This window comes from Parabacteroides sp. PF5-6 (genome assembly GCF_029504695.1).
Lineage (GTDB): Bacteria > Bacteroidota > Bacteroidia > Bacteroidales > Tannerellaceae > QVMG01.
Window position 1 is genome coordinate 105,156 of the sequence record NZ_JAQFIN010000009.1, and the last position, 26,559, is coordinate 131,714.

14 protein-coding genes are annotated in these 26,559 nt (G+C 51.7%); 7 read left to right on the top strand and 7 right to left on the bottom strand.

What is annotated here, in order from left to right:
• Window positions 1-35 precede the first annotated feature (35 nt).
• The gene (locus tag M2133_RS11510) at window positions 36-3,494 is read right to left on the bottom strand and encodes a hypothetical protein (RefSeq protein ID WP_277466282.1); all 3,459 of its coding nucleotides are present in this window, start codon (window positions 3,492-3,494) and stop codon (window positions 36-38) included.
• On the bottom strand, window positions 3,484-4,758 hold the full coding sequence (locus tag M2133_RS11515; RefSeq protein WP_277466283.1) for a DNA repair exonuclease: 1,275 nt from the start codon (window positions 4,756-4,758) through the stop codon (window positions 3,484-3,486). Before M2133_RS11515 ends, M2133_RS11510 begins: the two co-directional genes overlap by 11 nt.
• A 235-nt stretch (window positions 4,759-4,993) precedes the next feature.
• Between M2133_RS11515 and M2133_RS11520 the strand changes: the two genes are divergently transcribed.
• A complete protein-coding gene (locus M2133_RS11520) occupies window positions 4,994-5,905 on the top strand; it encodes a helix-turn-helix transcriptional regulator (RefSeq protein WP_277466284.1) in 912 nt (303 codons plus the stop codon).
• Here the strand turns inward: M2133_RS11520 and M2133_RS11525 are convergent.
• Window positions 5,902-9,915, bottom strand: coding sequence for a hybrid sensor histidine kinase/response regulator transcription factor (locus M2133_RS11525; protein WP_277466285.1), 4,014 nt, complete (start codon window positions 9,913-9,915; stop codon window positions 5,902-5,904). The two genes, M2133_RS11520 and M2133_RS11525, sit on opposite strands and share 4 nt — an antisense overlap.
• Window positions 9,916-10,258: 343 nt before the next feature.
• Between M2133_RS11525 and M2133_RS11530 the strand changes: the two genes are divergently transcribed.
• From M2133_RS11530 to M2133_RS11545, 4 genes are all read left to right on the top strand, one after another.
• On the top strand, window positions 10,259-10,780 hold the full coding sequence (locus tag M2133_RS11530) for a shikimate kinase (protein ID WP_277466286.1): 522 nt from the start codon (window positions 10,259-10,261) through the stop codon (window positions 10,778-10,780).
• Between the two features lie 13 nt (window positions 10,781-10,793).
• Entirely contained in the window at window positions 10,794-11,996 is a 1,203-nt protein-coding gene (locus M2133_RS11535) for an alanine dehydrogenase (RefSeq protein ID WP_277466287.1), read from the top strand.
• 89 nt (window positions 11,997-12,085) lie between these two features.
• Window positions 12,086-13,939: a 2-oxoacid:acceptor oxidoreductase subunit alpha gene (locus tag M2133_RS11540; RefSeq protein ID WP_277466288.1), complete on the top strand. Its 1,854-nt coding sequence runs from the start codon at window positions 12,086-12,088 to the stop codon at window positions 13,937-13,939.
• A gap of 3 nt (window positions 13,940-13,942) precedes the next feature.
• Window positions 13,943-14,956, top strand: coding sequence for a 2-oxoacid:ferredoxin oxidoreductase subunit beta (locus M2133_RS11545; RefSeq protein WP_277466289.1), 1,014 nt, complete (start codon window positions 13,943-13,945; stop codon window positions 14,954-14,956).
• Between the two features lie 23 nt (window positions 14,957-14,979).
• On the opposite strand, the gene M2133_RS11550 is transcribed toward M2133_RS11545, so the two are convergent.
• Window positions 14,980-15,951: a sugar phosphate isomerase/epimerase gene (locus M2133_RS11550; protein WP_277466290.1), complete on the bottom strand. Its 972-nt coding sequence runs from the start codon at window positions 15,949-15,951 to the stop codon at window positions 14,980-14,982.
• 217 nt (window positions 15,952-16,168) lie between these two features.
• Here M2133_RS11550 and M2133_RS11555 point away from each other — a divergent pair, with 217 nt between their 5' ends.
• Both M2133_RS11555 and M2133_RS11560 read left to right on the top strand, forming a co-directional pair.
• Window positions 16,169-19,261: a SusC/RagA family TonB-linked outer membrane protein gene (locus M2133_RS11555; RefSeq protein ID WP_277466291.1), complete on the top strand. Its 3,093-nt coding sequence runs from the start codon at window positions 16,169-16,171 to the stop codon at window positions 19,259-19,261.
• A 5-nt stretch (window positions 19,262-19,266) separates the two neighbouring features.
• The gene (locus M2133_RS11560) at window positions 19,267-20,904 is read left to right on the top strand and encodes a SusD/RagB family nutrient-binding outer membrane lipoprotein (protein ID WP_277466292.1); all 1,638 of its coding nucleotides are present in this window, start codon (window positions 19,267-19,269) and stop codon (window positions 20,902-20,904) included.
• Window positions 20,905-21,217: 313 nt separating this feature from the next.
• On the opposite strand, the gene M2133_RS11565 is transcribed toward M2133_RS11560, so the two are convergent.
• The 3 genes from M2133_RS11565 to M2133_RS11575 all read right to left on the bottom strand — a co-directional run bounded on the left by M2133_RS11565 (window position 21,218) and on the right by M2133_RS11575 (window position 26,494).
• On the bottom strand, window positions 21,218-22,504 hold the full coding sequence (locus tag M2133_RS11565) for a S28 family serine protease (protein WP_277466293.1): 1,287 nt from the start codon (window positions 22,502-22,504) through the stop codon (window positions 21,218-21,220).
• A gap of 84 nt (window positions 22,505-22,588) precedes the next feature.
• Complete coding sequence (locus M2133_RS11570) at window positions 22,589-23,206, bottom strand: polysaccharide deacetylase family protein (protein WP_277466294.1); 618 nt, start codon at window positions 23,204-23,206, stop codon at window positions 22,589-22,591.
• 9 nt (window positions 23,207-23,215) lie between these two features.
• Window positions 23,216-26,494: a DUF2723 domain-containing protein gene (locus M2133_RS11575; protein ID WP_277466295.1), complete on the bottom strand. Its 3,279-nt coding sequence runs from the start codon at window positions 26,492-26,494 to the stop codon at window positions 23,216-23,218.
• Between the last annotated feature and the right edge of the window lie 65 nt (window positions 26,495-26,559).

Sequence of the window (26,559 nt, forward strand, 5' to 3'; positions counted from 1 at the left end):
GATACCTTGCAAAAATAATAAATTTAACGGGAGTTCTAAAGAAGTTGTTTGATAAATTGGTCCGCAGCCTGCAGGTCCATTCCCAGGGAGGAGGCCCGAACGTGCAAATCGATCTCGATCTCTTCTTTTTTGAGTTGCTCTTTGCCGTCGTAGTATTTGTGGGCGATGAGGTATTCGCGTAAGTCGTCAATCTTCTTTGTCCGAAAGCCCGGGATATCTTTCTCCAATACCTCAAGCAAGGCCAAGGGGTTGCCCCCATGAGCTTCGAGCGCTTCGGCTACCACCGGCATATACGTCTTGGAGATCGCTCCCGACGCTTCGAGCACGGTCTGGTCGATCATCGATGGGCGACCGATGCGATAGCGTTCGCAATAGAACTGCAAGAGCTGGATCTTTTGTTCGATCTTTTGCCATGCTTCGTCGGTCAGGTTGCAGCTATCTCCTTTTTCCCGGAGCTGCCTGAGCTGTCCCCAACGGCTGATGCCCCGTTGCAGGAAGGGGTAGAGCTGTGCCGGGTTATCGAAGAGGTACCACAGGTGGAGCTCCGTTTCCTGGCTTTCGGATAGGTTGAAAGGCTGGAATGCCAACAATTCCTTATACCCGGCATGCGACAGCTTACCCGGCTCGGGCACTTGCTCGTTCCACAGGCGGGGGCTGACCTGCGGCCGGTGTACGCCTCTCTGCCGCGACTCCTCATCCAATAGAATGATCTTGTATGCCTGTTCCGGTTCTTGTTGCAGGAAATGGTTCCATTTATTTACCTCATCCATCTGGGCGGTGAAATAGAACACCTGCCGTTCTTTGCTGATCGCGATCAGGGAACGGATAATCGCTTCGGAGCGTTGATCGTCGCTATTGGCCAATAATTCATCGGCCAGGATCGGCAGTTTGATTTGCTTCTCCAGCGACTGGATATACGCCAGGCGGATGGCCAATAATAATTGTACGCGCGTACCGGTCGACAGTTGCTCCAGGTCCAGGATCGTATCCCTTACCAGGTCTTTTGCTTTGAAGCCCGCCTCTTTGCCGTAATTCAGGGTTAAGGCATACTGTTCCCGGGTGATCTCTCCCAGGATACGGTTGGCTTCGCAGAACACTTTGTTCTCGTTGTTGAGTGAGATCTCCTGTTTCAGTTGATTGACAATCAGCGCTCCGCTAATGGATTGCAGGTTGGATTCGAACACCTCCTCCAATTCTTTCAATGCTTTTTCCTTTTGAACGATGGCCTCTTCGAGGCTATTGCCTTTTTCGGCATTGTCGACATGGGTTTGGATAGAGGTGATCTGTTGAAGCAGGACATCGTATTGTTCGGCTTCACTTTTGTATTGTTTTTGAAGGGCAGTAGCTTCTTCGAGAGTGAATTCGTCCGGGTTTTTACCGCCTTTTATATCAAATTTAGAAACTTCCTGTTGCTTCTCGCGTAAGATAGTGTCTGTCTCGGCATACGCCTTCTTCGCTTTTTCGTAAGCCTCGAGTTCTCCGGTGAGCAGGCGAATCTCCTCTTTCTCTGTGGTACCCAATCGCTCGTAGATGGTTTGCAATTCACTTTCACTTTCTTTCCGGAGTTCCCGGTATTGGTCGATCTTCTCTTGGGTATGTTTGATCTGGTTTCCGAATTCTTTCCGCCGATTGATCTGCTCAGCGGTAAACATACTTTGTGCCTTAAAGTCCTCGAACGTATGCACCGGTTGCACGCCCAACAGGCGGAAGGCTTCGTTTCCGGTGTGCAATAGGGCATCGTATTGGCTCCGGATCTCTTCCAACGCCCGTTTCCCGGATTGCAGCTCCGCATCCGCTTTTTGCCATTCCCCCAACTTCTGCATGAAATAGTAGAGGGTGTTATAGCTTTCTTCCTGCCAACGCAGGCTTTCAGTCGACAAGCAAAATCTCTGCATCAGCTCTTTGTATCTCTCTTGTTTATCGGCTATTTCATTCTTTATCCGTTCTTGTTTTCGTGTCAGTTCTTTGTGTTGGCTTTTCAAGGCGTTGAGGCGATTCACATCCTGGACTTGTGTGATCAATCCTTGCAAACGTTCGGCCACCTGTTTGCTCTCCCATGCCGATAACGGCTCTAATCCCAGTTGGTTATAAGCGGAAATCGCCGTCGACAATAAGATATTCTTCTCTTTCTTCAGATTTTGCTGATTGTAGATTTGCCAGATCAGTAAGAGGATAATGCCCGGCAACAGGCCTACCCAGTCCCAGAAGAGTACCGCCAGTGAGGTGATACCACCAACTGCCGCCAGCCATCCGATCCATTGTTTGGTATGTGTGGTGGTGCTACTGCTCTCTGCCTTTAGCCATTTGGAGAGTTCGGCAATACCTTTATATAAGGTATCCGTATCCGGGGGGAGGGAAGCGTATGGGCTCTCTTTTTCCTTCAACTCATCTTCCAGTCTCTCTTTTTGATCGGTCAGCTCTCTCCAGATTGCTTCCGCCTGGTTGGCCTGACGGACAAAAAGATCGATCTCGTTTATCTCTTCCAGGCGAAGATTGCCGGTGGCCTGATCGTCTGTCAGTCCAACTACAGCCGCCGCATGCGTTCGCGCCTTTTCTTTCCGGACTATTTCTATTTGCAGGTCATCCGCCTTTCGTTTCTTCTCCTCCAGCCCGTCGCGGTAGCTTTGTATCCTTTTGATCACGGCTTCTTCTTCTTTGGGTTGCAGGAGGGTGATCTTCTCCAGTTCGGCTTCCGCCTCTTTCTTTTGGGGTTCGAGTAGGTCGATTTCTTTGTTGTAGGTGTTGATCTTCTCTTCCAGCTTCTGGATATGCGGCCAATCGCCGGGTTGTAACTGTTCCAACTTCTTCGGAAAGCTATATAAATGGGCTTTTTGCTCTTTAGATTTCTCCTTGAGCTTCAGCCATTCGGTAACTTTCGTATAATACGCCTGCAATGTGCGTGCTTCGCCCGCCTTTTCGAGATCGGCATTTAGCTTTTCCAGTTGTCGCTGTTCTATCTTGAGTGCCTCCTGTTTTTTGCGTGTAGAGGAAAGCATTTGATTGGCAGTGTTATAGTCTACGTATTTCTTCTGGTTTGCACTGTATGTACGTTCGTTATACCCCAGGTTAGCTGCGGCGCCATCGAGGTCGAACCCGCCGTTGATCTCTTTGATCAGGTCTTTGGCCAATTCGTTGTCGTCGCCTTTGACCAGGTCGTGCAAGGCAAGGATATACTGTTTGTCGAAGTTCTCGGAAACAAATGTTTTGAAATCATTACTGCCGGTATTCCCCTGCGGATCGATATGCCGGTAGTCGGGCGATTGGATCCGGATCTGATGCGGGCGGTTGGCGATCAGCAGTTCAGCCGTGGCGTTCAATCGGGCTTTCGGGTCCCACCAGATCAGGCGCTGGATGACCCGTGCCGTCGAACTTTTCCCTGTCCCGTTCGCGCCGGCAATGATATTGATCTGATCGGCCAGATCCTGGTATAATTCTGTCTTCAGCCCGTGGGGGAAGCCGGGCATCTTCCGGATCTCTAATCTCTTAACTTTCATAAATCCGCAGGTTGTATAATTCAGTGAACAGGCGTTTACACTCTTTCAATAAAGTTGTTCGCATCTTCTCCTCCTGATCGACCGGGGCAGACAGGGGCTGATAGATAGTGGAGTGCCACAGGGCTTCGAAGCGCTCGTCCCATTCTTTCTTCAACTCATTCACAAAATGATTGTCTTCTTCTCCACTCTCCAATGCCCGGATCGCGCGCGCCAATACGCCCATATACGACGGATCGTCATAGAATGATTCGATCTGAATGATTGGATTGATCTGCAGACTCACCTTGCGGATCTTCGTTTGGAAGGGTTGGCTACCTCCATACATTTGTATCTCATCGGCTCCCCATTGATGGAACTCCCGAAGGTAATTGGACTCGCCGCGGAGTTCAACGTCGTACACCAGGTATTCCAATCGCTCGGTATCTTTCAGCTCTTGGGCAAATTGATCCAGTTCCCGGAATGTCTTCTGGCGGAAGTGCTCTTTATGGGTGACGTCGGAGATATCGATCGATAGGGATTCATAGCGTACGGGGGAGAAAGAGAGCTGTTGTATTTGCCATTCTCCGTCTTTCCATTCCAACAGGTAAGGACCGTGTATGCCCGTCTCTTTCGGGCTCAACGCATGGGGTGAGCCGGGGTAGAGAATCAAAGGATGAGCCGCAGATATCACTTCGGGTTTATGGATATGTCCCAACAGCCAGGCATCGACCCCTTGCGTTTCTTTTAATACAGCACTATTGATCGGCGCATAGCGGGAAGCCTGCCCTTGTGTGTCGCCATGGAGAATGCCCAGAGTGAATAATTCTTCCTGCCGGATCTTCTCGGCGGGGAATGTCTTCAGTGGATCTTCCGTTTGGTCCGGGTGGGTAAACGACCAGCCGATCAGTCGGATCTTCCGGTCTCCTATGGTCACGACCTGTTCTTCCCAATCTCCTTTTGTTCCCAAAAGGAAGATATGGCTCCGGTCGACTGTCTTCACGATCTCGGGCAATACATCGTAATCGTGATTGCCCGCCACCATTGCCACAACGACATGATGGTCGGCCAATCGTTGCAAGCCTTTTCGCAGGGGCGAGACGGCTTCGAAGAAACGATTCTCCCGGTCGACGATGTCCCCGGTAAGGACAACCAGGTCGACCGCATTGTTTAGGGCATAATCAACGATCTGTTCCCACGTATATTTGGTTGAAAGGAAAAGGGCATCCCCTTCGATCGCCGAAGATCGTTTTCCTATATGTATGTCACCGGTAACAATTATTCTCATAACATCAGTAGTTCGTAGTTGGTAGTCACGACCAACTACCTGTTTTTGTAGCCATAAAAGTAAGAATAATTGGTCAGGAAACCGCCATTTGAGGTTAAAATCACCGGAATTTCCCTTTCGTCAAATCAGGATGGCCAGTTATCAAATAAGTTTGGCTGTTCTTTTTAGAAATATCACTTTTGTTTCAGGTTTTATAGTTTTAATAGGTTGAACGAATAGCTATTGAATAAGGCGTATGGAAGCAAGAAGTATTACCCGATTCACGGGATTGAATGAGATGATTGAATCCTTCTCCGGATATAAAAGAGTCATAGGCGTTGGTGAATTAAAAGAAATGCCTTTTCAGGAAGGGAAGAAACGGATATTCGAAAGCGATATACGTTTTTCTGATGCGATGTTAATCATACGTGGACTGGAAGGACGAGCCCTCGTTAATCTGGATTATACACCTTATGAGATTGGCGCCGAAACGATGTTGATCGTATTGCCTATCCATGCCTTGCAGGTGGTACATACCAGCCCGGACTTTACAGGCCGGTTGTTGGTTATCCAGAAATCTTTTATTGAAGAATGTAGCCCGATGAATGGGTATCTCTCTTTGTCCAACTATATGACACTCCGCAAAAATCCGTTTGTCTCGTTCCTGCCGGGAGAAAGTATTTATCTGGATAAATGTTTGAATGAGATAAAAGAAAAGATTGAATTGCGCAATCATGCGTTCCATAAAGAAGTCATTAAGAATACATTATGCGCGTATATCCTGGAGACGGCCCACCTGATGGAACAACACAAAATCACGAAATCGATCCCTGTATTATCCCGCAAAGAGGATCTGGTGAACCGGTTTTTCCAACTGATCATCCGGAATTGCAAAGTAGAGCATTCCACCACTTTCTACGCCGATAAGTTATGCATTACGCCCCAGTATCTTTCTTCCATATTGAAAGAGATGACGGGCAAGCCTGCCAACTACTGGATCAGCGACGCCCTGATCACGGAAGCGAAGATCGAATTGCGCAAGCCTCAGGTGACGGTGCAGGAGGTTGCTTATTCGCTTAACTTCTCCGATCAGTCGAGCTTCGGTAAGTTCTTCAAAAAAGGCATAGGCCTTTCGCCTTCCCAATACCGGGTAAGCAATGTGAGTTAGTCGGGCGTAGGAGCCGACTTGCGGAACTGCGCCGGCGACATCCCGAACTGCGCCTTGAAGCAGCGGCTGAAATAGACCGAGGAAGAGAATCCCAGTTGATCGGAGATCTCGCCCACCTGCATATCCGGACGTTCGCGCAGGAGGATCGCCGCTTTCTTCAGGCGGTGGGTCTGGATAAACTCATTGGGTGTCATGCCTGTCAACGCTTTGAACTTGGCAAAGAGCGAACTGCGCCCGATCGCCAATTCACGCGCCAAGGCGTTGATATCGAAATCCGGGTTCTCCAGGTTCTGGTCGATGATATCGGTCACCCGGTCCAGGAACTTCTGATCGAGCGGGTTGGCCGCTAATAGGTTGACATCGAAATCGATTTGTTTGTTGAACTTGTTTTGCAGCCGGATCCGGTTGCGGATCAGGTTGTTGCAACGCACCAGCAACACTTTGGCGTGGAACGGCTTCCCGATATAATCGTCCGCCCCCTGTTGCAATCCTTCGACATGCTGATCGACCGAGTTCAATGCCGTAAGCAATACGACGGGGATATGCGACAGGTCGATATTATTCTTGATGCGGATACACATCTCCGTACCGGTCATCACCGGCATCATCACATCACTCACGATCAGATCCGGTCGCTTCTCTTGGGCGATCCGCAAGCCTTCTTCGCCGTTATGCGCCACCCATACATTATATAATGGTTTGAATAGGTTCTCCAGCAGTTGCAAGAGTTCTTCGTTATCTTCCACCAACAGGATGGAATAGCGCTTACCCTCTTCCTGTTCCGGGAAGGCTTTGGCCATTTCCCGGTAGTCTTTTTCCGTCAATATCTCGGAGAACGAATTCTCGAGAAAGGCCGGTTCTTCCGGTTTGTCGAGGATCGTCACCTTTTCGTCTTCTTCGAAATGCTCTTTCCCTTTGAACAGGCTGACTTTGAAAACCGTACCGTATTCCAATTCGCTCTGCACGGTGATCTCCCCATGATGCATCTCGACAATCGACTTGCACAAAGCCAATCCGATGCCCGTACCCGGGTTGGAGGCGGAGGTCTGCACGCCGTTCTCCGCCTGGTAGAAGCGGTCGAAAACCAGTTTGGCATCTTCCTGTGAAAGCCCGATGCCGGTATCTATTACTTTGATGATCACAATCTGTTCGGCCTCTTCGATGGTTAACTCAATACTGCCTCCGCCCCGGGTGTATTTAAACGCATTGGATAAGAGGTTGTAGAATACTTTCTGCAACTGGTAAGAGTCGAACCAGAGCGGGAGATTCTCCTGTTCGCTCCGAAACGCCAATGCGATGGATTGCTGGATGGCTATTTCGTGAAAGGAGAGGATGATATCTTTCAGGAAAGAGGCCAGGTTCTGTTCGGATACCCGGAGAGAGACGTAATTCTGTTCAAACTTCCGGAACTCCAGGAGTTCGGTGATCAATGCCCGCATCCGGTTTGCGTTGCGGCTGATCTTGATGATCTTGTTGTAGACCGAAGGGGAAAGGTTACTGCTTTGGAAAAGCAATTCGATCTGACTGATGATCAGCGTCAGCGGTGTCCGGAATTCATGACTTATATTGGTGAAGAAACGCAGCTTCGCCTGGTTGAGTTCTTCATTCCTTTCTTTGGCTTCTTTTTCTTTCTCGAGCGAATAGGCCAACTCGCGACGCGCATTCCGGGTCCGGATGAAAAAATAGAGGATCACGAGTGATGAGAGGATATAAGCCATCCAGGCCCAGACGGTATTATACCAGGGCTGGGCAATGTGTATGTCCAGGGATATGCCTTGCCGGCCGGGTGAGTTGGGCGGTAATTCCCTTTCCCTGACCAGTAAGGTGTAGTCGCCCGGATTCAGGTTGGTGTAGTAGAGGCTGGTCTGCGCCGTCGGGATCCAGTCCGGATCAAAACCTTCCAGTTTGTATTCGTATTCCTTATCGCGCTGGATGGCCACGTAATTGGTCGAGCTGAATTCGACAATCAGGTTGTTCTGTTTGTAGGTCAGGTTGATGGCTTTCGTATAGGGAAGCGCCTCTTTGAGCGCTCCGTTCGGGTCGCCCGGGTAAACCCTCTCGTTATGCATATACAGGTTGGAGAAATAGAGCGTGTACTCTTTCTCTTTTTTGTCGAGGTCGTCTTCCCAGAACGAGGTCAAGCCGTCGGATCCTCCGATGAACAGCTCGTTATTCTCGCACACGAGGGTACCGCAACCTTCCGTGATGGAAGAGATCGGCAGCGACATCTTGAGCTTGAGGAAACGGCAATGTTCCTGATAGGGATGGAAAAAGGTCAGTCCTTTGTCGCCGGTGATCAATAGATTCCCCAGTTTGGTAATCGCGATATCGTAACAATAATTACTCAACAGGTACCCGTCGGCAGCGGTATAAGGCGTAAAAGAGTCGTCTCTTTCGTTGTAGCGGTATAAGCCGGCGCCCAAGGTGCCGAAATAGATCGTGCCGCGGTATTCGATGATCTTTGTGACGTCGAAACGGATCTGACGGTCGCGCAGGTAATAGCGTTTGATATTCGCCGGATCGTTGGGATTCATCCGCGCCAGTTGCCCCACGGAAGCCATCCACAGAAAGCCTCTCGAATCGAAGGTGAACGAGCGGCAGGTCGACGTCAGGTAGGTGAATTGATCCGTATCCATATCCATGACAAACAGACCGTTTCGTGCCGCCACATAGAGCTTGTCTTTATGGATCATCAGGTGATTGATGATGTTGGTCGGCTGGTTGGGCAGGTCTTTGGGCTTGGCTTCGAAATAATAATTATAGAACTTCCCGCTATCGATATCGTAACGGGAGAGCCCCCCGGTATGGGTTCCCAGATACAGGCGGTTCCGCTGTTCGTCGTAGGCTATACTTTTCAGGTTGTTGTGAGAGATCGCGTTTTTTTCGCCGGCAACGAAATAACGGAAGGTCCGTGTTTTCCGATCCAATAGGTTCAAGCCTCCCCCTTCGGTACAGATCCATATATTCCCGTTTTTGTCTTCCACCATACGCCCCACGAAAGGGTAATTCAGGCAATCGTTGCGCTCCGTATTGGCGGTATAATGGGCAAAGATATCACTCTCGGGATTGAAGTAATTGACACCCCCGTAATAGGTTCCCGCCCAGATCGTTCCCTGACGGTCGATATATAGGGAGAAGATGGAAGAGTGGCTCAATCCGCCGGGAATAGATTCCTGTTCGGTGACGGTGAACTCGTCCGTATAGGGGTTGTAGCAATGCAAGCCCTCGAAAGTGCCGAACCAGATATTCCCTATCCCGTCTTCCACAAACTCCCGGATCTGGTTGCTCCCGATACGTTTGGATCCGGCAGACTGGTCGGAATAATAATCGATCCGCCCGTCTTTGTAGATCCGGTAGAGCCCGTTCATACGTGTGCCGACCCATATCTCGCCGGAGGAGCTTTCGAAAATCCGGAAAATATCATATTGGGGAATAATCCGCCGCGGGGCTTTCTCCCCCTCCATCAGGTAGAGCCCTGTCGTGGTTCCGATCCAGATGTTCTCGCCCGAGATCTGCAGGCAACTGATATTCTGCAGTCCGGTGGCCTTGCGGAAAGAAAGGGTATCGGCCGTAGCGTCGTATGCAAAAATAGAGTCGTTGGCCGCGCACCATACCTCCCCTTTGTAAGAAGTAATCGTGCGGATATAAGAGGATGGAATCACATGAAAGGTTTCGTTCCGGATATCATACCGGGTCATCGAACCGCTGGTGTGAAAAAAGATATCCCCGCGGGCATTCTCGGTGATCCAGTCGCATTCCAATCCGTTCAACGCGTTGGCCCGGTCTTTCTGGTCTTCCCGCGCCCAGGCTTTATAGACGGTCATACGCTCCCCGTCGTATATGGAGATTCCTTCGCGGGTCCCGAACCACATCCGCCCCAATTGATCCTGATGGATCGACATGACGGAGATCTGCGACAGACCGTCGCCCATCCCAATATGCTTAAAGTAAATGGAATACCCTGTCAGGCTAATAGAGAGTAAAAATATCAATATCAGTGTTTTCTTCATAAACCGTTTGCACTGCATAAATAACAAATGACGACGCACCTTTAACTATAACACAAAGATAGGGAAAATGTCCCGTTTTTACCCCTGCTTTTCCGCGATTTATAAGTGGCAGTAAATGAATGTATTGCCGGGAGCATTCATTTGTTGATAACTATCAACAGATTTGTTGATAGTTATCAACAGATCTGTTGACAATTGTCAACAAATGTGTTGACGGTTATCAACAAACAAATACTCCCGGCGATTCGCAAATATTTAGGGCCGGGTGAGCGAATCTGGTCCGGCGGCTGTAAGGGCGTAAACAAAAAAGAATTACATTTGCGAAAATGATTGGTGAAACAAGATGAAACGGATATTCCTGATTGGTTATATGGGTGCCGGAAAGACGACGGTGGGCAAAACACTCGCCAAGTTGACCGGATTATCCTTTATTGATCTGGACAGTCATATCGAAGCCCGATACCACCAGACGGTCAGCCGCCTTTTCGCCGAGAAAGGGGAAGAGGAATTCCGACGGATCGAACAGCGGATGCTGCAGGAAGTAGCCGCTTTCGAAGATGTCGTGATCTCGACCGGAGGGGGAGCACCTTGTTTTTTCGATAATATGGCTTTCATGAAAGCGTCCGGATTGACGATCTACCTGAAGGTGTCGGTCGATGAACTGGCTCAAAGATTGGAGGTATGCAAACACAACCGTCCGATCCTGCAAGGCAAGAGCGGCGAGCAACTGAAAGCGTTCATCGCCGAGAACCTGGAGAAACGGGAAAGTTTCTACAACCAGGCCGATATCGTGTTTCATGCCGAAGTGATGCTGACCGAAACAGACGTACATACCATATCCCTTCAATTGAAGCAATTGATCTAAACACACAAAACCCATGTTGGAAAAGCAGACACAGGGCAGTTACAACCCACAGGAATTATTGAAAGAGATCGGTAAGTCGAACAACCGTTTACTGATCGGGATCCCACGCGAACGTATCGGAGGTGAACGCCGTCTGGCCCTGACTCCCGAAGCGGTCGATATGCTGACCGATGCCGGCCACCGCGTCCTGGTGGAGAAAGATGCCGGATTGGGTATCAACTATTCCGACAACCATTACTCGGAATCGGGCGCAGAGATTGTAAACACACCGGAAGAGGTGTATCAGGCGGATTATATCCTGAAGGTACTGCCACCGCAACCGGATGAGGTGGCGTTGATGCGCAACCGGTCGGTCCTCTTCTCCATGGTGCAGCTCAACCTTTTCGAACCCGAAGCTTTCGAGCGCCTGATGGCCAAGAAGATCACCGCCGTCGGGTATGAACTGATTGCGGACAACCGCCAACGGCTGCCGGTTCAAAGTGCCATCTCCGAGATCGAAGGCACCGCCGCCATTACGATTGCCGCCGAGATGCTGAGCAACAACCAGGGTGGGAAAGGGATCCTGTTGGGCGGTATCCCGGGGGTCTCTCCGACCGAAGTGATCATCGTAGGCGCCGGCAATGCCGGCACGATCGCCGCACGGGCGGCATTGGCACTGGGCGCTTCGGTCAAGGTGTTCGACGATGATATCAATAAACTCAGGGCGATCCAGCAAACCCTGGGGCAAGGGCTGTTCACCTCGACTTTTCACCCCAACGTATTACATAATGCTTTCCAGACCGCCGACGTGGTGATCGGAGCCATGCGTTATATCAATACCCGCAAGCGTTATATCATTGCCGAAGATCTGATCCGGACGATGAAACGCGGCGCCCTGGTGATCGACCTGCGCGCCAACCAGGGGGGATGTTTCGAAACGACACTGAACCTCAGCCTTTCCGATCCGCCGGTATTCGAGCAATACGGCGTACTGCATTACTGCAAACAGAACATCAGCAACCAGGTAGCCCGTACGACCTCCATGGCATTGAGCAATATCTTTGTGCCTATCCTTTCCCTGATGGGCGAGATGGGAGGCATACAACCGATGATCAAACTGGATGAAGGATTCAAATTGGGCGTTTATATGTATTACGGGAAACCGGTGAACGCGTATGTCGGATCACACTTCAACACCCACTCGAACAATATAGACATTTATCTGGCAGCATTTTAATGACTTTTGCATACAAACTATAATGTTTATTCTTTAACTTTGTCGCCAATACTATTAATTGTAATTGTGCGATCAGCAAAAACTAAATTATGACAGAACAAACAAAAGTGACGACTTTGGATAAAGTTGTCGTCCGCTTCTCGGGAGACTCGGGAGACGGAATGCAGTTAACCGGAACGATCTTCTCCAACCTGTCGGCGATTTTTGGGAATGAGATTTCCACCTTCCCGGATTTCCCCGCGGAAATACGTGCTCCGCAAGGCTCATTGAGCGGAGTATCCGGCTATCAGGTTCATCTGGGATCGAGAAAAGTCTTTACACCGGGAGATAAAGCCGACGTATTGGTGGCCATGAACCCGGCCGCATTGAAGGTGAATGTGAAGTTCCTCAAACCGGATTCTATTGTGATCATCGACACCGATTCTTTCCAGAAGAACGATCTGGATAAGGCGTTGTTTACCACCGACGACCCGTTCGCGGAGCTGGGACTAACCACCGTTCAGGTAGTAGCCGCCCCGATCTCTTCGATGGTGAAAGACGGACTGGCGGAATTCGGACTGGACAACAAATCAGCCCTGCGCTGTAAGAATATGTTCGCGCTCGGACTGGTCTGCTGGTTGTTCGAACGTCCCTTGGACGGCGCGATGCACATGCTTGAGAATAAATTTGCCAAGAAACCGACGATCGCCAAGGCCAATATCAAGGTGTTGGTCGACGGTTACAACTACGGCAACAACATACACGCCCGGGTATCGACCTACCGCATCGAAAGTATGCAGTGCGAACCGGGATATTATACGGATATCAACGGAAACAAAGCCACCTCGTACGGCTTGATCGCCGCGGCGGAAAAAGCCGGGTTAAAGCTCTTCCTGGGCAGCTATCCGATCACTCCGGCAACGGATATCCTGCAGGAACTGTCGGCGCGCAAGGAATTGGGCGTGAAAGGCTTGCAGTTTGAAGACGAGATCGCCGGGATCTGTACCTCCATCGGGGCCAGCTTCGCCGGTGCCTTGGCAGCTACTTCCACCTCAGGGCCCGGACTGGCACTGAAGAGTGAAGCGATCGGACTGGCGGTGATCGCCGAGATCCCCCTGGTGATTGTCGATGTGCAACGGGGCGGACCGTCTACCGGACTACCGACCAAGAGCGAACAGACCGACCTGATGCAGGCACTCTACGGACGTAATGGGGAAAGCCCTGTCGTTGTTGTGGCAGCCGCTACACCGACCGACTGTTTCGACGCTGCTTTCTGGGCTTCTAAACTGGCAGTGGAACACATGACACCGGTTATCCTGTTGACCGATTCTTATATCGCCAACGGATCATCAGCCTGGCGTTTGCCCGACCTCGAGAAGTATCCGGAGATCAAACCGCCTTATGTCGATCAGTACGACGGCGAACGTCCCTGGAAACCTTACCGCAGAAATCACGAGAACCTCGTGCGCTACTGGGCCGTGCCGGGTACACCGGATCACGCGCACCGGATCGGCGGCTTGGAGAAAGACTACGATAACAGCGCGATCTCGACCGATCCGATCAACCACCAGAAGATGGTAGAGACCCGTCAGGCGAAGATCGATAAGATTGCCAACTATATCCCGGAACTCGAAGTGGCCGGCGACGTGGATGCCGACCTGTTGATCGTTGGCTGGGGCGGTACCTACGGCCATCTCTACGAAGCGATGGAGACCATGCAGGAACAAGGTAAGAAAGTGGCATTGGCGCACTTCAAGTTTATCAGTCCCCTGCCCCGGAATACGGAAGAGGTATTGAAGAAATACAAAAAGGTAGTGGTGGCCGAACAGAACAAAGGACAGTTTGCCAACTATCTCCGTAGCAAGATCGCAGGATTCAATCCGTATAAGTTTAACCGCGTGAAAGGCCAACCGTTTATCGTCAGCAGACTGGTTGAAGAATTCACTAAAATACTGGAGGCATAAGTCATGGAAGAAACAGTAAAATATCAGCCTAAAGATTATAAGAGTGATCAACATGTACGCTGGTGCCCGGGTTGTGGCGACCATGCCGTATTGAATTGCATCCACAAAGCCATGGCGCAGATTGGCGTCGACCCGAAAGACATCGCGGTGATCTCGGGCATCGGTTGTTCTTCCCGCCTGCCTTATTATATGAACTCCTATGGGTTCCATACCATCCACGGACGGGCCGCGGCAATCGCTACCGGCGTAAAGACCGCCCGCCCCGACCTGAGTGTATGGGTAATGACTGGCGACGGCGACTGTTTGGCGATCGGAGGTAATCACTTTATCCACGCTATCCGCCGGAACGTCAACCTGAACATCGCCTTGTTCAACAACAAGATCTATGGCTTGACCAAAGGACAATACTCACCGACGACCGACAAAGGATTTGTAAGCAAAAGTTCCCCGTACGGAACCGTTGAAGAGCCGTTTATCCCCGCCGAATTGGCGATGGGTGCCCGCGGTACCTTCTTTGCCCGCGCGATCGACGTCGATCTGAAGAATACGACAGAGATTATGGAAGCCGCCGCCCGTCACGTAGGGGCTTCGGTGGTGGAAGTATTGGTGAACTGTGTGATCTTCAACGATGGCATTCACAAACAGATCACCGATAAAGAAAACCGCCCGGAACGCACCATTATGCTGCGTCATGGCGAGAAGATGCTCTACGGCAAGGACAATAACAAAGGGATCGTATTGGACGGACTGAAACTGAAAGCCGTTACGATCGGTGAAGACGGTTATACGCTGGAGGATGTATTGGTGCACGATGCCCATACGGAAGACATCACCCTGCACATGATGCTGGGCATGATGGGCGGGGATATGCCTGTCGCCATCGGTGTGATCCGCGACGTGGAAGCGCCCGCCTACGACGAAGAAGTAGAGAAACAAATCGCCCAGGTACAAGCCAAGAACCCGGTTCGGACGCTCAAGGAGCACCTGATGCAAGGGGAGATTTGGGAAGTAAAATAAAAAAAGGGGCTTAAGCCCCTTTTTTATTTCACAAACGGCGCCTTCATCAAGTATTCCGCACAGCCTTTTACGCCTTCGAACTGGGTCATATTGCGTACGCCTTCCAGTTCCACGAAATAGTCGAATTTGCCGATGGCATAATATGCCGTATTGAAGATCATCTCGAAGTTCATCATACCCGATTGGCCCAGTACCGCGCGATCTTTGATATGCAATACGCGGATACGGTCGTTATACTTGCGCATATACTCTACCGGATCAGCCTGGCCCATCACCGCCCAATACACATCGAGTTCGAAGAATACCAACGAAGGATCGGTATGTTTGAGCATGCCGTCGTAGATCACTTCCAAGCCTTTGGCGTCTTTGCCGAAACTGCGGCTATTGGGTTTTGCTTCTTTGCCACCCGGTTGTACCCAGGCAAACTCACCGGCATGGTTGTGATAACCGAATTGCAAGCCGGCAGCTTTCGCTATCTCACCGGCGCCATTGAAGATTTCGCCGACATATTCTACCTCCTGCGTGCTGCGGGTCGAAGCGGGTTGTCCCGGTTGGATCAGGTATTTCACACCGATCTGCGCATGATCGTCGGCTGCTTTTTTCCAGAAATCCATGATCTTGCCTTTGTTCTTGGAAGAGTATTCGCGTTCGGGCGGGTTTACGTGCGTGCTGGTGATCAACAGACCGGCATCATCACACATCTTCTTAAACTCGGCCATCGGGGTTGCCCCGATTTTCCCGTCATTATAACCGGCCAGTTCGAGGGTCGTATACCCCATGGCTTTAATCTTTTTCAATCCACCGGGCACATCCTGGTGTAATTCTCTCCCGAGGGAGTAAATCTGTAAACCGATTACTTTGGGCGCACCGCATGTAGGTGCCGCACTTTGACTCATTCCCGGCATGGCTGCCGACACACTGCTGCTTTTGCCTGCAAAGATCCCGCCGGCGGCAAGAAGCGATGCATTACGCAGAAAATTTCTCCTGTTTGTCATGATATTAATTAATTAATAGATTAAAAATTGGTCTCTTACTCATCAGATCGATCACCCCAAAAGTAAAGAATAATCAGATACGAAGCCAAAATAAAGATAAAAAAACCGATCGGAACAAACATTTTGGCGAATAAAACTGTTAATTGATCAATACGGGGCGTGCTGCAGGCCGTTTTTTTCATAACCTGGAAATATTGAAGACTTATTCGCGATGAAGATGAAAGGGTATATATACGTCTTTATTTCATGCTTGCTTATTTCACCTATAATTAACGCACAAGGGGCAAATCCGATAGATTTTTCTGTTGCCTCGACCACGCAAGAGAAATTAAAGATCACAGGAACAGTTGTCGACCAGGCAGGGGAACCCTTGCCCGGGGCGAATGTGGTGGAGAAAGGTACCACCAACGGAAGTGTAACGGATGTCGACGGGACGTTCTCGATGATCGCGCCGTCCCATTCCATATTGGTCGTCTCCTATGTGGGCTTTACCACACAGGAAATACCGGTGAACAATCAGCTCTATCTGCGCATCGAACTGGCGGAAGACGGTTTGACGTTGGAGAATGTGGTGGTTACCGCCTTGGGTATCGCCCGCAACGAGTCCGAACTGACCTACTCGCTGAAGCAGGTCGGTGGCGATGAGCTGACACGGGTGAAAGACGCCAACCTGATGAATTCGCTGGCGGGCAAGGTCGCCGGCATGCAGGTCAACAAGACCTCTTCCGGCTTGGGTGCTTCGTCGCGGGTGGTACTGCGAGGGATCCGTTCGGTCGCCGGCAACAACCAGCCTTTATATGTCGTCGACGGTATACCGATCCTCAATTCCTCCAACGAGCAGGCCTCGACGGCGGTGGGCGGAACGGCGGATGCCGGCAACCGGGACGGCGGAGACGGGATCTCCAACCTCAACCCGGAGGATATCGCCAGCATCAGTGTATTGAAAGGGGCACCTGCCGCTGCATTATACGGTAGCCAGGCCGCCAACGGGGTGATCCTGATCACCACCAAAAGCGGACGGTCCGATCAGCGTAAGATCACCTTTACCTCCAACCTGACTTTCGACCAGGCTTTTGCCTTGCCCGAATTTCAAAATTCCTACGGAACAAGCGACGGTATCTACAGCTGGGGCGAAAAAGCCAACCTGCCCGCCTATGATCACGCGAGCGATTTCTTCGAGACCGGCGTGTTGGCCATCAACGCGCTCTCGGTGAGCTCCGGAAACGAAAGATACCAGACCTATTTCTCCTACGCCAATACCACGGGCAAAGGCATTACCGACAATAACAATATCGCCAAGCATAACCTGAACTTCCGCGAGACCGCTTTCCTGTTCGACCAGCGCCTGAAGCTCGACGGCAACGTGACCCTGTTCCGCCAGGAGCTGAAGAACCGGAACCCGGTGGGCGGTTTCTATATGAATCCCCTGGTCGGGCTCTATCGCTTCCCGCGCGGCATGGATATGACGGAATATCGGGAGCACTTCGAGGTATGGGACGATACGCGTAACCTCGGTGTGCAGAACTGGCATTCCGATATTCAGGACTTCGAACAGAACCCCTATTGGGTATTGAACCGCATCAAAAGCAAAGACGTGCGCACCCGCGCCACCGCTTCCGTCGCTGCCGAGTTGATCGTAAACAGTTGGTTTCGCCTCAAAGCGCGGGGTAGTATGGACAACTCCAACGACCGCGTGCGCCAGCAGTTCTATGCTTCTACGGCTCCGGCCCTCTCCGGCGAGAACGGGCGATATGTGGAGATGACCTACGAAGAAACGATGTTCTACGGCGATATCCTGGGTACCTTCAATAAGAAATTCAACGACTTCAGCCTATCCGGAGCCATTGGCGCGAGCATCAACGACAAGACGGTCAACTCATTGCGCTACGACTCGAAGACCGCCTCATTGAAGTATCCCAACGTTTTCAATATCGCCAATATCAATATGAACGGCTCGGCCTATATCAGCCAGCAGATCGATGCCCGCCGGCAGATGCAGTCGGTCTTCGGCACGGCGCAGCTGGGCTACCGGGAGAGCTTGTTTATGGATCTGACGGCACGCAACGACTGGTCGTCGACCCTGGCGTTTACCCCGCACGAGAAGTCCGGCTTCTTCTATCCGTCTGTCGGCGGCTCATGGGTGATCCATAAGATGGTCGATCTGCCCGAGTGGATCTCTTTCTCCAAGATACGGGGCGTATGGAGTAAGGTAGGGAATGATATTCCGCTCTATATCACCAACCCGGTGGCGCATGTCTCCGCCGGGGGAGAGATCGAATCGGTCGATGCCGCTCCTTTCGAAGAGATGAAGCCGGAGATGACCACCTCGGTCGAATTGGGAACCGAATGGAAGTTCCTCGACAACCGCATCAACCTGGGCATCACCTGGTATAAGACCAATACGCGCAATCAATTCTTCAAGTTGGCGGCGAAGTCGGGCGACAAATACGCCTACCGTTATGTCAATGCCGGCGATATACAGAACAAAGGTTGGGAAATAAACCTGTCGGCCTTCCCGATTATCCGGGATAACCTGAGCTGGCGCACGGAATGGAACTTCTCTTCCAACCGCAATAAAGTCATTAAACTGCACGAAGAACTGCCTGTCTTTGTGTATGGTCCGCAAGGATTCTCGTCGAGCTACGCCATGAAACTGCGCGAAGGCGGCTCCTTCGGAGATATCTACGGCAAAGCGTTCGTGCGCGATGCCGCCGGGCAGATCGTGTATGAAACGGAAGGCGAAAAGGCGGGACTGCCACAGGTCGAAGGCGACGGCAACCTGATCAAGGTAGGCAACGCGAATGCCAAGTTCAACCTGAGCTGGGGCAACCAACTCAATTACAAACAGCTTCGCCTGTCGCTCCTGATCGATAGCCGCTTCGGGGGTGAGGTGCTCTCGCAGACTTTTGCCGATATGGATATGTACGGGGTAACGAAAGCCACGGCAGCGGCACGCGACCGCGGCTATGTCGATCTGGAAGGACACCGCATCGACAACGTGGAAGGCTTCTACCGCAACATCGTGGGCGGCCGGGCCGGTGTCACGGAATATTATATGTACGACGCGACCAATATCCGCCTGCGCGAGCTCTCGCTCGGTTATAGCCTGCCCCGGAAGTGGGTCGAAGCGGCCAAGGTATTCCAAGACGTCGAACTTTCCTTCGTTGGGCGCAACCTCTTTTTCCTTTACAAAAAGGCGCCTTTCGATCCCGAACTGGTGCTCTCGACCGGCAACGACAACCAGGGCATCGAGGTCTACGGCATGCCGACCACCCGGACTTTAGGCTTTAATATTAAATGTGAATTCTGATCCTTATGAAACGAAAGATAAAGAAATATATCCCGGCATTGGCCGCTCTGGGCTTGATGTTCACCGCCTGTACGGAGAACTTCCAGCAGCTCAATACCGATAAGTCCGGGATTACGGAAGAGCAGATGCAGATCGATTACAACCACCTGCGTATTCCGCTGGATGTGGCACAACAAGGCATCTACTTCAATTACGACTTCGGCAAAGGCAAGAACTGGCCGTTTCAGCTGATGCAAAACCTCAATGCGGATATGTTCAGCGGTTATATGCACGATTACAAGCCACATAACGGCGGGTCCTCCAATACCGACTACAACCTGCAGGACGGCTGGAACGGCACAAACTGGCTTTATTCCTATGCGTACACCCTGCCGCAGTTGAAGAAGTCGGAAGATACCACCGCGGTCAAATACCCCCTACTCTATGCCGTCACCAAGATCCTGAAAGTAGAGGCGATGCACCGGGTATCGGATATGTATGGCCCGATCATTTATAATAACTTCGGCGTGGAAGGAAAAGACTACCTGCCCGAGACACAGCAGCAGGCCTATTATTCCTTTTTTGACGACCTGAATGAAGCGATCGATCTATTGACCACATACGCCGGCAACGAAGCCGAGCTTTCGATCATCCCCCGCTTCGATATTATCCTCGACGGGACACACGCTGCCTGGCTGAAGTTTGCCAATTCCTTGCGTATGCGCCTGGCGATCCGTGTGGCGATGGCGGCACCGGAGAAAGGAAAAGCGGAGTTTCTCAAGTCGTTGAACCATCCGACCGGATACTTTACCGAGCCGAGCGAGCTGGCCGTTGTATCGACGGCAAAAGGCTACCTCAACCCCCTGGGCGAGATCAACCGGGTGTGGAACGAAGTGCAGATGAACGCCTCGATGGAATCGATCTTAAACGGTTACGATGATCCGCGCCGCGGCTTGTTCTTCGAGCCTTGCGCCGACGATATTGTCTATACCGACGCGAATGGCAAGACCGTTACCCTGGCTGTCAAAGGCGAGTACCGCGGCATCCGGCAGGGAACCGGCTATTCCCATCAGTTGTTTGCGGGCTATTCGAAGATCTACGTCAGCCAGTCGACCGCCCCCATCCTGATGACCGCCGCCGAGGTATGGTTCCTCCGCGCCGAAGCCGCCTTGCGGGGCTGGACGACGGAATCGGCCGCCTATTGTTATACGCAGGGCGTTACGACCTCTTTCCGGCAATGGAACGTGACCTCTTCGGTGGAAGACTACCTGGAGAGCGACCGGATCGGTGCGGACTACGAAGATCCTTTCGAGCCGGTGAATACTATAGCTGCCCGTTGTCGCGTATCCCCCCGCTGGATCGAAGCGGCGACGCAGGAGGAAAAACTGGAAAAGATCATCACCCAGAAATGGCTGGCGATCTTCCCCGAAGGCTGCGAAGCCTGGGCCGAGCAACGGCGTACGGGCTATCCCCGTCTCTTCCCCGTGCGGGTGAACAACAGCCGCAACGGTTCGATCGATACGGAAACGATGATCCGCCGCCTGCCCTTCCCGGGCGACCTGTCGGATACCGACCCCCAACAATACAACGCGTTGGTTCAGGCACTCAACGGCGCCGATACAGGCGGCACCCGCCTGTGGTGGGATACCGGACAGAATTTCTAAAGAAATCAATGCTCAAAAGATTTGAAGCCCGCCAGATCCCTGTATTGATCAGCGTTTCAGGTGAAAGGTAAAGCCTTCCGAAAAAGGCCGGCAGGGTTTTGCAAAAGGCTGCCGGCCTTTTTTAAAAGGCTGCCGGAGTTTTCCAAAAGGCCGGCGGCCTTTTCTGGGAAGCCGCCGGGAGGTCTGCCGTTTTTTTTTAGGTATATCTTTATCTTTCACCCGAAACGCTGATCAATACAGGGATCTCGGTAAAGGGTGAAAGGTGAAGACCGGGGTAAAAACTTTTATGTGGTAAAACTACCGGTAGTTTAGGTTACTCTGCCAGCCAGCGTTTCAGTTGCTCGATAATGCGTTCCTGGGTCTTTTCGGGCAGGGTGCCGATGCGGGCGCGGTGGCTTCCGCCGGCTTCGATATAGATCTGCAGGTTTTTTTTGCCTTCGAAATCGGGTACGCGCGTGGCGCTCCAGGGATCCACTTCGCCGTAGATACAGATCATCTTCGGGTCGTTCTCTTTCAGGTAGTTATATACCTTATGATACATACCGTCGTCGAAAGGTACATCGCCGGCGCTCAGGGGCAGCATGATCTTCTTCAGATAGCCTTCGCTACTGTCGATCGTGAGCAGACCTTTGAACGGTTTGGTGTCGTAGCCGTAATAACCCATCTCTTTGGCGGCTTGTACAAAGAAAGAACCCAAGGGTTGATCTTCGGCGAAGTAGTCGGGACTGCTGTGGCGCATCAGGTGATCGAAATAATCCGCCGTGGGCGAGTCGGCCGGCGGGATGGTGTTCACCGGCGTTCCCCATTGCCACAGGGCAAAAGGATACTCCAACACGCAATAATCCAGGACTTCATTCATCGGGATGCGGAAGGTATAACCTTTCTCCTGGCAGTATTTCTCCAACATAGGCATCACTTCGGCGCGGCGCTCGAGAATCAGGCGTTGGAACTGTTCGATGGCTTCGCGGTCGGCTGCCGTACCCACCTTGCGCAGGAACGGTTCGTGGCGTCCGTCTTCCACCGCTTTGTTCAACGGCGCGACATAGGGAACGGAGATATCCACATCGTCGGGGAACCAGGCGCGGTAGAGCAAAGTCGTCTGTCCGCCTTTGCTGATGCCCGTAGAGATCCATTTCTCGGGATAGAGTTGTTTGAAGGTAGTCGTTACGTTATGCAAGTCATAGGCGGAGTTCTCGGTCGTCAGGTAGTCCCAGTTCAGGGGTTCGGGTGTCGACTCGAGGAAATAGCGGTGTTCGACATGCACCATATTGGCATCGAGGAAGCGCGAGAGCTCTTCGCGGTAGCCGGACCGATGGGCGTAAGCGCCGCCATAGCCTTCGGTGATCAATACCGTGGGGCGGTCGTAGCCGACATGGGAAACGACCACGCGCTGGGTGAAGGTACCGGCATCCGGATTGTGCGGATCCAGGAACTGGGTGATACGCACCAGGTATTTCTCGGCGAACTGATCAGATTCCAGGGCTTCGACCTGGCTGATTCCCGGCAGGGACTCCAATTTCTCTTTCAGGCTGTTCTGTGCCGTAAGCAGGAAAGAACAGAGGAGAAAACAAACGAAAAAAAGATTTCTTGTGTGTTTCATGATGTTGTGATTTAGATGATTATAATAAAGTGTTTAAGGAGTTTAAGGGGATTAAGGGGGTTTAAGGCGCCTTAACCAAAGGCCTTAGGGGAAGTCGAACAGGCGGAATTCATAGCCTTGCTGCAATAGCCACTCGATGGAGCGGGGCAAGGCTTCTTTCATGTTCTGTTCGGCTTTGAGCGAGTCGTGGAAAACAATGACCGAGCCGTTGCGCGTATATTTACGGACGACATTGAAGACGCCGTTGGGCGTCATGTGCGGGCTATAGTCGCGGGTAACCACGTCCCACATGATGATCTTATACTTATCGCGCAAGCGAAGGATCTGCGGGCGGCGCATGTGCCCGTGCGGCGGACGGAACAGGGGGCTGTCGATCAACGCAGCCGCCTTTTCCGTATTCGCTACGTAGTTCTTTGTCCAGAAACGGATACCCTGGATATGGTTGTAGGTATGATTGCCCACCCGGTGTCCGCGGTCTAAGACCATCTGGTAGATCTCCGGATGTTTATACACATTCTCGCCGACACAGAAGAAGGTGGCTTTCACCCCGTACTGATCCAATAGATCCAATACCCACGGTGTCACCTCGGGAATCGGCCCGTCGTCGAACGTCAGGTAGACGCACTTCTCTGCCGCCGGTCTTCGCCAGATCACGCCGGGAAACAAGACCCTGTAGAACCAGGGAGGTTGTTCGATAAACATGAGCCGGTCTTATTGTTCACGGCGGCTACCGGGCTGCATCGTCGTGCCGTAAGCCATGCGGTAATTATCAAACTCTTCCTGATACTTGGCGGCAAACTCCGGATTGTATCTCTTGGCGATGGCGATCAGGTTGTACACGACCTGCAAATCCCATTCGATCTCCCGGGTGACCGAAAGCATCTGCCCCGGCTTGAGACGGAAATACCAGTTCAGGTTGCGGAAAGTGTACTCGGCCACCGCATCCAGGATCTCTTCCGCTTTCTCCGATTGATCCAGTTCGTAATAGAGCTGGCTGTAAGAAAGGCCGGTATAATCCCAGGGCACATTCACCGGAGGAACGACCTCCACGCTGCGATCCAATACCTTCAATGCTCTATCGCGATCGCCTTCTTCGATCAGTTCTTCCGCCAGGCGGGCAAAGAGATTCGAACGGTAGGTCTTACACATACGTACCACCTGCTCGTCGAGGTAGATTCCCGGCTTGTCCACACCGCCCCATTTGAACTTATACATCAGGTTGTCGTACATCCGTTCGACATTGATCTTGTTCGCGCCATCCGGCGAAGAGATCGGCACAATCTGATTGGCCATACCGCTCTGACGGAAATACGGACTGAGGTTGACCCACTGGTCGGAGCTGACGGTAATGGCATAATACATCGGGCGCTCCCAGTTGTTTGCCTGCAGCATATCGAGGATAATCAGTTCCTGTTTGCCCAAGGCTTCTTTATCCGACAGATCGATCACCATCGTATCCAGGATCTGAGCGGCATCTTCCGGTTTGACAATGCCATGACGCACGACAGCTTCCTTATCGATGGGAAGAAGCAGGCGCTGGGTCGGGATATGATCGATCTCCTGGTCGGAGAACGGTGTCTTCTTCGTTTCCGGGTTATCACTGCGGGCAAAGTTGAGGGCGGCTCTCAGATTGACCTCCGGCATCATAGGCAGGAGATGCACAAAGTCGCGTGTGCCCTGGATATAATCCGCCCGGGTCCAGGTAATCGGCAGCGGAGCCGACTCGTAGGCGCCCTTTTTCATCTGGTCGATATACCAGTCGGTCTGCAGATAACTCGTATTGCAGACGCGGATATCCGTCCGGATGCCTTCCACCTCCTGGGCGTACCAGAGCGGGAAGGTATCGTTATCGCCATTGGTAAACAGGATGGCATTCGGTTCGCAGGATTCCAGGTAGTTATGTCCGAAGTCGCGGGCAACGGTACGTCCCGAGCGGTCGTGGTCGTCCCAGTTCTGCGACGCCACCTGGATCGGGACGAAAAGACAAAGGATAGTGGCCAGCGAAGCCGCTACGACAGCCGGCGCTTTAGCATACTGCTCCAAAGCCCTTGCGATCGCCGCCACACCGAACCCGATCCAGATCGAGAAGGCATAGAACGAACCGGCATAGGCATAATCGCGTTCGCGCACCTGAAGCGGCGCCTGGTTGAGGTAGAGCACAATGGCAATACCCGTCATAAAGAACAGGAAGAACGTGATCCAGAAGCTCTGTATGCCTCTCTTTTCGGAATACGCCTGGAACAGCAATCCCAGGATACCCAGTAACAGGGGCAGCATATAATAGACATTATGTCCTTTATTATCCGCAATATCGTAAGGCATATCGTCTTGCGGGCCGACCAATACCTCGTCGATAAACTTAATGCCGGTGATCCAGTTGCCATGATGGATCTCTCCTTGCCCCTGCATATCGTTCTGGCGTCCGGAGAAGTTCCACATAAAGTAACGCCAGTACATAAAGTTCAATTGATAAGAGAAGAAGAACCGGATATTCTCCGCAAAGGTCGGTTTCATGATCGTTTTGGTCTCTCCGGTGGAAAGGTCGGGCAGACGCACCGGCGTACCTTTCACCTGTCCCCAATCTTTGTAGGCATTGATATGGTTCGGATCGGAACTATACATACGGGGGAAGAGCATTTTCAGTTCGTCGACGTACTGATATTCTTTATCGTACTTGGAAATGAAGTAATGATCCTTTTCGTTTTCGTCTTTCTTGACTACCTTGCTCCAGGTCGGTTTGCCTTGTTTGGTCACTGCCTGCACCATACGGCCCTGCACTTCGCGTTTCACTTCGCTCACGTAGGTATTGCCGTAGATTAACGGCACACTGCCGTATTGCTCACGCGCCAGATAGGTACGCAGGGTGAAGATATCGCTCGGATCATTCTGGTTCATCGGCGTATCGGCGGTTGCCCGGATAAAGATCACGGCATACGAAGAATAACCGACCACAACCACCAGCAGGCAAAGCATCGTCACGTTGAGCGCTTTCACCGCCACGTTCTTACTGAGGAACAGATAAGCCGTCAAGGCGGCAATCAACAGGATACCGATGATGTATCCATCGCCCATAAAAGGAATACCCAGTAAGGTGATCGACAGGATAAAGGCGATCTTCACACGGACGGGACTCAATTGCTCGCGCATCGTTTCCCAGATCGTCCATCCGATCACGCCGACGAGGATAAAGATATAGGCAAAGACACCGGAGTTATAAGGCATGCCCAGGGTATTGACAAAGAAGAGCTCAAACCAGCCACATACTTCGGCCAGCCCCTGAACCAATCCCAACATTGTCAGCCCGATAATCGCAAAAGAGATCAACAAAGCGATGATCGTGCCTTTCATGGTCGGGTTCGGATAACGGTTGTAGTAATAAACCAATACGATAGCCGGGATACAGAGCAGGTTCAACAAGTGAACACCGATACTCAAGCCCATCAGGTAAGCAATCAATACGATCCAACGGTCGGCATGCGGCTGATCGGCCACATCCTCCCATTTGAGGATCAGCCAGAAGACCACAGCGGTAAACAAAGACGAGAAAGCGTAGACTTCACCCTCTACGGCGCTGAACCAGAACGTATCGCTGAATGTATAGACCAGCGAACCCACCAGTCCGCAACCCATAATGGTGATCAACTGCGCCAGCGTTGCTTCTTTTCCGTGGTCGACAATCACCCGGCGGGCGATATGCGTGATACTCCAGAAAAGGAACAGGATCGTCAATCCGCTGAAAAGAGACGACATCGCGTTGATCATCACCGGCACCTGGGTAATGTCCGGAGCCAGTCGCGTAAAGATATTCGCCATGATCATAAAGAACGGAGCGCCCGGCGGATGCCCCACCTCCAGTTTATAGGCGGAAGAGATAAATTCACCGCAATCCCAAAGACTGGCCGAGCTTTCCATTGTCATTAAATAAACCGTCGTAGCGATCAAACCAACGACCCAGCCCAACACATTATTGATTAACTTGTATTTTCCCATGTATATATAAATATGTATGATTTCTTTGCAATAAAGGAACAATAATAGCCTTCTATTCCCCCAGT